Here is a 10,647-nt window from a genome sequence, read left to right as displayed (position 1 = left end):
ACGCCAAGATCCGCGCCTTCATCAACGGCTGGAACCAACGCTGCCACCCATTGGCCTGGACCAAGACCCCCGACGAGATCCTCACCAAATGCCAACCAAAAACAAACTAACGACACGCGACACTAGCACGCGAGGCCGCATCAAGACCGAACGCCGACTGTGGACCACTTCCATGACTGAGCAGCACTTTCACTCCAGCCTGGACCCGACCGACTACTCCTGAAATCTCGCCCGCCGCTGAGGCGGAGGCCGGCCCCCTCGCAGGCATCGGCCCCGCCTCGCACACAGCGGCCTCATCCCCGTCGCGGACGCACCATCAGGCCCGGCGACTCACCTTTGTGGGTCAGCCCGCGAGCCCTATGGTGCGTCCGCGGCACCTGACAGGCCTTCACAACACGACATTCAGGTACGCCTGCACACTCCGACCGATCCGCGACGGCTTCAAAGTCGTCCCTGACGGACAAATTCGCCCCGCAACCCCCACGAGCAGCCGCCTTACACGCCCCGGAGGCCGTCGCCCCCGCAGGTCACAGATCGGTCACCGCCCCGAATTGGTCTCGACCACCTGCCCCCGCGTCTTAAGATCGTCTCCGTGACAACGGCGCCCCCTACTCCCCCGGATACGGCAACGGATCCTGCCCCTTCCCTTGATGTCGCGCCGGGTTCCGTGGTCCGGGTGCGCGATGAGGACTGGCTCGTCACCCAGGTTTCTATGACGTCCGACGGCACGCTGGTGACCGTCCAGGGCCTGTCCGAGCTGGTCCGGGACACCACGGCGCAGTTCTCCGCCGGCATTGACCGCATCGTCCCGGTGGACCCCCGCCATACCCGCGTCATCGCAGACACCTCCACCCGCCACCGGCTCTCCCGACTGTGGCTGGAGGCGACGCTGCGCAAGACGGCGCTGCCGGCGACCTCCACGGACCTGGCCGTGGTGGGCGACGTCCTGGCGGACCCCCTGACCTACCAGCTGACGGCGGTGCGCCAGGCCCTGGACCCGGCGAACCTGCGCCCGCGCATCCTGCTGGCGGACACCGTGGGCCTGGGAAAGACCCTGGAGATCGGCATGATCCTGGCCGAGCTCGTGCGCCGCGGCCGGGGCGAGCGGATCCTCATCGTCACGCCCCGCCACGTGCTGGAGCAGATGCAGCACGAGATGTGGTCGCGTTTCGCACTGCCCTTCGTGCGCCTGGACTCGGTGGGCATCCAGCGGGTGCGCCGCTCGGTGCCGGCCTCACGCAACCCGTTCTCGGTGTTCCACCGGGCGATCATCTCCATCGACACGCTGAAGTCGGACCGCTACCTCAACCACCTGCGCAAGCAGCGCTGGGACGCGGTCGTCATCGACGAGTCCCACAACGTCACCAACAAGGGCACGCTCAACAACCGGCTCGCGGACATCCTGGCCCGCCAGACCGACGCCCTCATCCTGGCCTCGGCCACGCCCCACAACGGCGACCCCAAGTCCTTCGCCGAGCTCATCCGTCTGCTGGAGCCGACGGCGGTCCACGCCGACGGCAGCCTCGATGAGGAGGCGGTGCGTCGCCTCGTCATCCGCCGCCACCGCCACTCCGACGAGGTGCGTGACGTGGTCGGCGGCCGCTGGAAGGAGCGCCTGACCCCCGTCAACCGCTTGGTGAGACCCTCTCCCGCTGAGGACGCGGTGGCCGTCGAGCTCTCGCGCACCTGGCTGCACCGTTCCGACGGCGCCGCGCTGCCGGGCAGCGGGCGGTCGGGCTCGCGCGGCGACGCCCTGTTCGCCTGGACGCTGGCCAAGTCCTTCCTGTCCTCTCCAGCGGCGCTCATCCAGACGATCGACGAACGCCTGGCCCGGCGCCGCCGGACGGCCGAGGCCGGCTCCCAGCCCTCGGAGCAGTCGCAGGCCCTGTCCCACCTGCGCGAGCTGGCCACCGAGGCCAGTACGACGGCGTCGGGAAAGTACCAGGCGCTGCTAGCCGAGCTGCGCCGGATCGGCATCTCCCGCTCCTCGACCGAGCGCGTCGTCGTCTTCGCCGAGCGCATCGCGACGCTCACCTGGCTGGCCGAGCACCTGCGCGAGGACCTGAACCTGCCTGCGGAGGCGGTGCGCGTCATGCACGGGAGCCTGTCGGACGTGGAGCAGCAGGAGATCGTGGAGCAGTTCCGTCAGTCGCACACGCCGGTGCGCGTCCTGGTGACCGGCGACGTGGCCTCGGAGGGCGTCAATCTGCACGCCCAGTGCCATGAGCTCATCCACTACGACATCCCCTGGTCGCTCATCCGCATCGAGCAGCGCAACGGCCGCATCGACCGCTACGGCCAGAGCGTCTCGCCGCAGATCACGACCCTGCTGCTGGACCCGTCGGACGCGCGCTTCTCCGGCGACGTGCGGGTGCTCACGCGCCTGATGGAGAAGGAGGACCAGGCGCACCGGGCCCTGGGGGACGCCGCCTCCCTCATGGGCCTGTACTCGGGTGAGAAGGAGGAGGCGGCGATCCGTGAGGCGCTTGAGGCCGGCACGGATATTGACGAGGTCGTCCCCGACGCCGACGACGCCCTCGCCCTGGACCCCATGGCGGCCTTGTTCGCGACCCTCACGGGCACGCCCGAGGCCAGGGCCGACGACGCCGCTGAGCCCACCGATCCCGGCGGCTCCTCCGATCCGGCCGATCCTGCTCCCGCCGGTCCTGGCGACTCCACCGGTCCGGTCGACGCCTCCGGCTCCGCTGCCCCGGCAGGCCCGGCCGGCCCTGTCCAGCCCGCGACCCCGCTGCCGACCTCGATCCTGTACGAGACGCAGCTGGACTACCTGCGCCAGGCCCTGACCGAGCTCTACGAGCGCCCCGAGGAGGCCGAGCAGCGCCAGACCGGCGGCGGTGGCGTCTCCTGGCGCGAGCACGGCACGCAGCACGTGGTGGAGATGGTGCCCCCGGCGGGCCTGCGTCACCGGCTGTCGGTCCTGCCGCAGTCCTACCTGCGCGAGCGCCGCGTCCAGGAGCACCTGCTGCTGGCGACGACGCAGAAGAAGGGCGCGCGCCTGCTCACTGAGGCGCTGCGCGACTCCTCGGACTCCTCATGGCCGGAGGCCCACTACCTGGGGCCGCTGCACCCGGTGCTGGACTGGGCCGGCGACCGGGTCCTGGCCAAGCTCGGCCGCTCCTCGGTGTTCGCGGTGCGCGGCGAGGTGGACTCCCCGACCGTCCTACTGCTGGGGACGCTGACGAATCGTGCGGGTCGGACGGTGTCGATGGTGTGCGTCAGCGCCGCCTTCCCCTTCCTGGACGCGGCCGGGGCCCGGGCGGACCTGGCTGCGGGCCGGCTGCCCACGGCGGTGGCGATCGGGCAGGTGCACCCCTCCCCCACGGCCATGTTCGCGGCGGCCGGCATCTCCCGCGAGCTGAGGAACTCCGGGCCGGTGCGGGAGACCGGCCTGCTGGAGGCGCTTATCGCCCCGGCGGTGGACGCGGCCGAGAGTCAGATGGCGCTGACGGTGGAGGCGGCGAGCCGGCAGGCCCGCGAGCGCGTGGACGCCTGGGCGGAGCATGCGAACGCCTGGGATGACGAGGCGGGTCTCCTGGTCCAGAACCGGCACCTGCGCGCCCAGCGCTTCACGGTGGCCCAGGAGCGCGAGCTCATGGACCAGCACCTGCCGGCGCACACGCTGGTGCGCCCGCTGCTGGTCGTGGTGCCTCAGGACTTCGGGACGGAAGGAGAGCTCTGATGGCGGTGTCGGACGCGCTGGTCGTGGGCGAGGACTGGATCAGCGAGCACTACTTCACCACGGACGCCACCAAGGAGTCCTTCCTGGCGCGGGTTCTGGAGCGGCGCAAGGAGTGGGAGGCTCTGGAGAAGCCGGCCGCCCCGGGCTCGGAGCCGACGCCGACGCCGCGCTCCCGGTTCCGCTCGGAGCGCTCCCGGCTGGCCGAGCTGCTGGCGGCCCTGCCCTCGGAGGACTCCGAGTCCCTGACGGGCTCCGCCCTGGAGGCGGCCGGGGAGCTCGATGCGCTCCTGCGCGAGATCCTGGGTTTCGCCTCGGCGGAGTTCCGGATGGTCGAGCGCGGCCCGGTGACCCTGGTGCGGCCGGTCGGCGATGAGGGCCCGGCGCCGTTGGCGCTGCTGCGCGCTCGCCCGGTGACGACGGTGGAGGACCTGCTGGTCAAGGACGCCCCCACGCTCACCGAGGCGTGGGAGCCGGTGGACCTGGCCGATCCCGCCGCCCCGGTGCTGGAGGGGGCCGAGCCGGTCGAGTCGGTGTCCCGGGCTCTGTCCACGCTCATGACCGACGAGCACGGCCCGGCCTTCGCCCTGGTCCTGGCGGGTCAGTGGGCGCTGGTGGCGGAGCGGGAGCGCTGGCCGGAGGGCCGCTGGCTGGCGGTGAGCGTCCAGCTCGTCGTCGAGCGCGATGACTCCAGGCGCGGCGGCGAGGTGGAGCGGGCGCTGACCTGCCTGGATGCCCGGTCTCTGGTGCCGACGGCGGAGGGGGAGACGTGGTGGGCGGCCACCTTGGAGGACTCGGCGGCCCACACGGTGGGGGTCTCGAAGGACCTGCGTGAGGGGGTGCGCTCGTCGATCGAGATCATTGCCAATGAGGTGGTGCGCCGTCGGGCCGCTCGGGGCCTGGAGCCGCTACCGCAGGAGCGGGCGCAGGACCTGGCGCTGCAGTCGTTGCGCTACATCTACCGGGTGATCTTCCTGCTGTACGCGGAGGCGAGCCCTGAGCTGGGGGTCCTGCCGGTGGGCGCCGCCGAGTACGACGCCGGTTACGGGCTGGACCGTCTGCGCGACCTGGCCCTGACCGAGCTGCACGAGGAGTCCTCCCAGGCGGGCACGCACATCTACGAGTCCCTGGACCGGCTCTTCCGCCTGGTCGATGAGGGCCACAACGCGGAGGTGTCCACCCAGGAGGAGGGCGGTTTCGATGGCCTGGTCTTCCGGCCGATGCGCGCCGACCTCTTCCGCCGTGAGGCCACCGGCCTCATCGACGAGGTGGGCCTGGGCAACGGGGCCCTGCTGCGGGTGCTGCGCCATCTGCTGCTGACCAGGGAGAACGGCCAGAGCGGGCGCGGTTTCATCTCCTACGTGGAGCTGGGCATCAACCAGCTGGGCGCCGTCTATGAGGGGCTCATGAGCTACTCGGGCTCCTTCGCCACCGAGCGGCTGTGGGAGGTGGCGCCGGGCGGCGACGCGTCGAAGGGCTCGTGGGTGGTGCCCGAAGACGTCATGAAGGGCCTGGAGGAGAAGGACTTCGTGACGGTGGAGGATGAGGTGACGGGCGAGCGCCGCAACGTCACCTATGAGGAGGGCCAGTTCGTCTACCGGCTCTCGGGGCGGGACCGGCAGCGGTCGGCGTCCTTCTACACCCCGGAGGTGCTGACCCGTTTCACGGTGCAGCAGGCGCTGGCCGAGCTGTTGGATCAGGACGGGCGGGTGACGAGCGCGGAGGAGATCCTGCACCTGACGGTGTGTGAGCCGGCGCTGGGTTCGGGGGCCTTCGCGATTGAGGCGGTGCGCCAGCTGGCGGAGCAGTACCTCTCGCGGCGTGAGCGTGAGCTGGGTCGGCGGGTGGATCCGGAGGAGCGGCCTCGGGAGCTGGCGAAGGTGAAGGCGTATCTGGCCCTGCACCAGGTGTACGGGGTGGATCTCAATGCGACGGCGGTGGAGCTGGCAGAGGTGTCCCTGTGGCTGGACACGATGGTGGAGGGGCTGGCGGCCCCGTGGTTCGGGCTGCGGCTGCGTCGCGGCAACTCGCTGGTGGGGGCACGCAGGGCCCTGTACTCCACCTCCCAGCTGAGGAAGCGAGCCTGGCTGGCGGTGGCGCCGGTGGCCGAGCCGCTGAGCCAGGTGGCGGCCGTGCTCGACGACGACGCCCGGGCCTCCCGGCACCGTCTGGGCGGGGCGCTCGACGTCTCGGGCAGCATCCATCATTTCCTGCTGCCGGCCAAGGGCTGGGGCAGTGCTGTGGAGGTGCCCAAGCAGGTGCGGGACCTGGTTGACGCTGAGCGGCTCAAGGCGCTCAAGACCTGGCGCACGGAGATCAGGAAGGCCCCGAGCGCCGCGCAGACCAAACGACTGACGGCCCTGGCCCGCCGCGTGGAGGTGCTGTGGGAGCTGACGCTTCGGCGCCTGCGGGTGGCGGAGGCGGAGGCCTCCCGGAGCATCGACCTGTGGGGCCGGGAGGCGCGGGCCGACGCCGGCTCGACGGTGTCCCGAGAGGAGATCGAGGCCTACCTGGCGGCGCCGAACTCGGCGTACCGGCGGCTGCGGCTGGTCATGGACGCGTGGTGCGCACTGTGGTTCTGGCCGCTGACCACGCAGGTGACGCCGCCGAGCCTGGACGAGTGGCTGGGCGCCCTGGAGGCGCTTCTGGGTAAGCAGGTGAAGGACGCCAAGGGCACCGACGGGACCCTGGTGGAGGGTTCCTCCTGGGCTGAGCTGGACTTCATGGAGGAGGTGGAGCTCGGTCTTGCCGGCGCCCGCCAGGTCGAGGCTGTGGCCACCGAGCACGAGTGGCTGGAGGTCGTGCGGGGCGTGGCCGAGGCTCAGGGCTTCTTCCACTGGGAGCTGGACTTCGCCACCGTCTTCGCCCGCGGCGGCTTCGACCTCCAGGTGGGGAACCCACCGTGGGTGAGGCCTGACGTCGCAGTCGAGACGCTTCTGGCCGACGGCGATCCGTGGTGGGTGTTGGCGAAGAAACCGTCAGTGGCAGCAAGGAACGAGCGGATGCCACGCACTCTCGCACGCCCTGATGTGCTCAGTATCGTGCTAGACGGCGCCGCCGAGTCCGAGGTCCTCTCCGAGTTCATCAGCGGTCAGACTGTCTATCCCCTCATGGAAGGGCGCCCTGACCTCTATCGGGCCTTCATGTGCCAGGTCTGGGAACACCAGAGCGAACGAGGTATCGCCTCGCTCATCCATATGGAGACCCATTTCACTGACGCTAAGACTCCTGGACTACGGGCAGCCGCCTACCGACACCTGCGACGCCACTGGCAGTTCATCAACGAACTCCAACTCTTCGACATCCAAAATCAGAAGATCTACGGCATCCACGTTTACGGCACCGAAAGGGAGCCTTCGTTCCTTCATGCCACCTCGCTCTATCACCCCGAGACCGCACTGCGCTCCCTGGCACACGACGGCAGCGGCGAGGAACCCGGATTCAAGGATCCCCATACCGGCACGTGGGATCTACGTCCGCACGCTGCCCGCATTGAAACCATTGATGAACCTGCATTGAAAACCTGGCAGTCAGTGACGGAAGCAGACTATTGGCGCTGCACTCCGATGGTATCCACAGTCAACTCGGCGGCAGCACGTACGCTTGCGACGTTAGCAAACCAACCACGCACTGGCAGCCTCGACCTCCAATTCTCAACCGGATGGAACGAGACAACAGACTTCCAGAAAGGAATATTCTCGAAAGAGTGGGGTTCAACCTCGTGGGACAACGCCATTCTTCAGGGACCACACCTTTACGTATCAACCCCGCTGTATAAACAGCCCAACGAGACTATGCGGAACTTCCTGGATTGGACCTCAACCGACCTGGAAACCCTGCCTGCGAACGCACAGCCCACCACTCAGTACAAGCCTGCCGGCGATCGCGACACCTACGACCGCCTCTACACCCATTGGGACAACTCTCCTGCCCGCGACCACTACCGCATCGCCTGGCGGCGAATGGCACCCCTCACTGGAGAGAGGACACTCGCGGCTGCGATTATACCTCCGGGCCCAACACACATTGACGGCTTGTTTTCCACAGCCTCATATACGCCGAAAGACACTCTACTTGTTTCCGCAACACTATCCACCCTACTCAGCGACCTATTGATTAGAGCAGGTGCAAACACCAACATTCGAGAACGCGCGATAAGTCGTCTTCCACTGCCTTCACCAACATCACCGCTAGCAAGGCGAATCACACTAAGATCGCTTCGGTTGAATTGCGTCACGGACGCCTATGCAGGCCTGTGGGCGGAGTGCTGGGATGAGTCATTCAAAACTGATTCACCGATCCTGGAACGCCATGACGAGCGTCCGATTGGCCCGGAGTGGACGGAGGATACGCCGTTACGTCGGGCTGAGGATCGTCGGAACGCGCAGGCGGAGATCGATGTCATGGTGGCGATGATGCTGGGTGTGCCGATCGAGGACTTGTGCACGATCTACCGCACCCAGTTCGCGGTGCTCTACGACTATGACCAAGGCCGGGGCCAGGGCGCTTATGTCTATGACGCGAATGGCCGCCAGCTGCCGACTCCGGTCCGCCAGGCCTGGGAGAAGCGCCAGCGTCCGACCTCCAACGAGGACATGCCATTATCGGAGCGCACTCACACTCACCCGGGTTCCGGCGTCTCCTACGTCTACGACCTCCCCTTCCGCATCCGCGACCGCGAATCCGACTTCCGCCGCATCCACACCGCCCTAACAAACCGATAGATAGGCAACAAATGACCGCCCTCGAAAATAAATCCCAACCAACCACCCAGGAAACAGCTAGCACGAAAAATGACAATACCCCCACAGCGACGCTGCAACAACGCTTTCAGATCAACTCTGTCGAAGTTAAAAATTTCAAGCGAATTTCTGAAGCCAAAGTTCCCCTCAACATCATTACATATTTGGTGGGAGGAAACAATTCTGGAAAAAGCAGTGTATTACAGGCCATTCACACTGCGGTAAGCTGCATGCAGATTTCCGTCGAGCAAGGACAGAAAGTAGTCCCAGAAAGTGACCTACGTTACTCGCCGACGGCACACTTCGAACAACTTGGACATGAGCGTCCCTACGAGAACAATAAAGGTCGCTCAAGAGGGACTGTTACGTTCGAGGCCATTTCGGGCGACGATCCCATTATTTTCAATATTGAGATGTATAAAGCCAGAAATCACAATAACGCAGGCGTGGAGTACACGAAGAACTCGCCACTGCGCCCTCAAATTGCTGACCCTAGCAGGCTATTCAGCGTCTACGTTCCCGGCCTAACTGGAATTCCACACCGCGAGGAATACAAGAGTTTTGGATCTATCCTAAGAATGGCAGCAGGAGGCGAAGCTAATCTCGTTTTCAGAAATATTGTTTACCACCTTAAAGAACGTGACCAGATTGCACGTCTGGAGGACATTACGTCAGCAATACTGTCCAGCAAGGTGGAGTTCCAGGTCGAATTCAATGACGCTCACGATCAATTTATTGAGGTGTCGCTGTCACTAAACGGAGGTGCAGCTCTTCCCGTAGACCTCTGGGGAACTGGAGTCCTTCAGGTCACCCAAATCGCAGCCTATGCATTGCTCTTCGAGCCCACCGTACTACTTATCGATGAGCCCGACAGCCACCTTCATCCATCATGGCAAAAAACAATGGCTGCCACTTTTGATGAAATCGCACAGTCGCTGGGATGCCGCATTGTTATCACTACACACTCTCGGCACATGATCACGGCTGCCCCAGAAGGTACGCGCGTGGTTTGGATGAAAGACGGGCGGGTCGCAGATTCAGACGCTAGAGAACTAAGCGAGGTACTTCTGGACCTTGAAGCCCTCGACTCCTTTGATCGTGATGCAAAAATCATCGTTTACACCGAGGACGAGAAAGATTCCTCTCTCAAGCAATGCCTTGATAGCATCCCGAATTCGCGGGACATCTCACTTCTTCCGTATAATGGTTTAAAAAACGCCCCTAAGGTGAAGCAAATAAACTCACTCATGCATATCCTGAATAAGGATGCCACTATAATAATTCATCGCGATCGGGACTGTATGACCGATGAGGAGCTGGCAACATGGGCTGAACCGTACGAGAATGCTGGAATGGTGACATTCATACCTCGCATGTCTGATACGGAGAGCTATTATTGCACGCCCGAGTACTTAGCTGCAGCCTTGAAAGTTACCGAACAAGAAGCTCGAGCTATCATCGACAAGTGTATCCAAGATAATATGAAGGATCTTCGCGAAAAGTTTGATTCCAAAAGAGCTGAGGCTAATAGCCTCTACCATTCACGTGATGGGCGCTCACCGATCTCCGACGATTTGTGGAATGAGTGGAACCAAGACGGATCTATGCGACACATCTATGGGAAACGCCTACTCGAGCTCATCAAACAATACACCAAGAATTATTCAACCAAACAGAGACTCGGGAAAGTATCCAGTTCAGATTTAGCCCAGGAGTTCCAAATTCTACTCAGCAGCATATCCAAGGACTTACGATAGTCCCCTCTGCGTACCCTCAGTATGCGCGTGTCAAGCGATTCATCATTGCCTATTCGGCTGCTGCACTTGACTTGAGGTAATTTGCGATTGACTTCGACGATAAGTTGTAGTGCAATCCATGAAGTCTTTTTGCCTAGTCTAAGCCATATGCCGTTTAATGGCTTAGACTAGGCAAGAAATGACGCCTCATCGGCACAAGTTCTTTCTGAGCTCTCCTCTGTGTCACTCACCTGGTGAACAACGAAGTTCAACTTCGGCGGAGTAACTCACGTCGATGGTTGACAGCGAGGACGAGGACTATCAGCATTCCGTAATCGATCTCATACCTGAGTTGCACAGGTTGGGGTGGTTTGTGTTTCAGAGTGGGGTTTTTCGTTGGGATTCTGGGGGTGGGGTGGTCGTTTCGGGGCACTAAGACGGCGGTAGAATCTGCTGGGTGAGTCCGTACCTG

At 64.3% G+C, this 10,647-nt stretch carries 3 protein-coding genes and 1 pseudogene; all 4 read left to right on the top strand.

The window, feature by feature from the left end; genetic code table 11:
* Positions 1-126: pseudogene (locus HCR68_RS14355) on the top strand (IS630 family transposase); the annotation flags it as partial.
* A gap of 586 nt (positions 127-712) precedes the next feature.
* Positions 713-3,700 carry a helicase-related protein gene (locus HCR68_RS13370; protein ID WP_243859140.1) on the top strand — a complete coding sequence of 996 codons (2,988 nt, stop codon included), beginning with the start codon at positions 713-715 and terminating at the stop codon, positions 3,698-3,700.
* Positions 3,700-8,421, top strand: a complete 4,722-nt coding sequence (locus HCR68_RS13365; protein WP_167150284.1) for a class I SAM-dependent DNA methyltransferase — start codon at positions 3,700-3,702, stop codon at positions 8,419-8,421. Before HCR68_RS13370 ends, HCR68_RS13365 begins: the two co-directional genes overlap by 1 nt.
* Positions 8,422-8,432: 11 nt before the next feature.
* Positions 8,433-10,196, top strand: coding sequence for an ATP-binding protein (locus HCR68_RS13360; protein WP_167150282.1), 1,764 nt, complete (start codon positions 8,433-8,435; stop codon positions 10,194-10,196).
* Positions 10,197-10,647 lie beyond the last annotated feature (451 nt).

Source organism: Actinomyces sp. ZJ308 (assembly GCF_011752065.1).
Lineage (GTDB): Bacteria > Actinomycetota > Actinomycetes > Actinomycetales > Actinomycetaceae > Actinomyces.
This window is presented reverse-complemented; position numbering and strand designations above follow the sequence as displayed.